The sequence below is a fragment of the Rhodopseudomonas sp. B29 genome (genome assembly GCF_000333455.1).
GTDB lineage: Bacteria > Pseudomonadota > Alphaproteobacteria > Rhizobiales > Xanthobacteraceae > Rhodopseudomonas.
In genome coordinates, this window is record NZ_BADD01000077.1 from 1 (window position 1) to 706 (window position 706).

Genomic DNA, 706 nt, shown 5'->3' on the forward strand with positions numbered 1-706 from the left:
CGAACAGCAATTGGACGTCGCGGGCGCGGACTTCGCGGCCGTTGATGCGATATTGCGAGCCGGCCTCGCGCTCGATCCGGCGCGAGATGTCCAGCGTATCGGAATCGTTCAGCGCTGCCGGCGCGGTGCGGGCCGAATTGTCCAGCGACATCACCACTTCGGCGTGGTTGCGCGCCGGGCGGTTGCCGGACCCGGCGAAGATCACCGCGTCCATGTCGGTGGCGCGCAGCGATTTGTGCGAGGTCTCGCCCATCGCCCAGCGCAGCGCCTCGACCAAATTCGATTTGCCGCAGCCGTTCGGCCCGACAACGCCGGTGAGGCCCGGCTCGATCATGAAATCGGTGGGTTCGACGAAGGACTTGAACCCGTGGAGGCGCAGACGCGTGAGTTTCATCAGTTCCGATGCTCGGTTGGCCGTGATTCGGCGGCCGCGTGCGAATCTCTCAACCGTTACAATATCATGAACGGTATCGCGATGTCGTCCCGCGAGCCGGCCACCCAGGCCTTGTTGGCCGGCGACAATGGCCGCGTGAGGGGGCGGGAGCAACGGGTGGAAGTGGCTTTTCCACGGGGGGATTTGCGGGAAAGTGGCGATAAAGCTGGGGATTTCGCTGCTTTCTCAAGTTCAAAGGAAGGGAGTGAGATGCAGCTGGGGTAGCGGGTTGGCTGCGATCATTGAATTTGTGGGAAAAAATCTTGCGATGTC

1 protein-coding gene is annotated in these 706 nt (G+C 62.5%); it reads right to left on the bottom strand.

The features are described from left to right. Positions 1 to 394: AAA family ATPase (locus tag I5M_RS29075; RefSeq protein ID WP_040771534.1), on the bottom strand; the 394-nt coding region annotated here is incomplete at its 3' end. Positions 395 to 706: the final 312 nt, after the last annotated feature.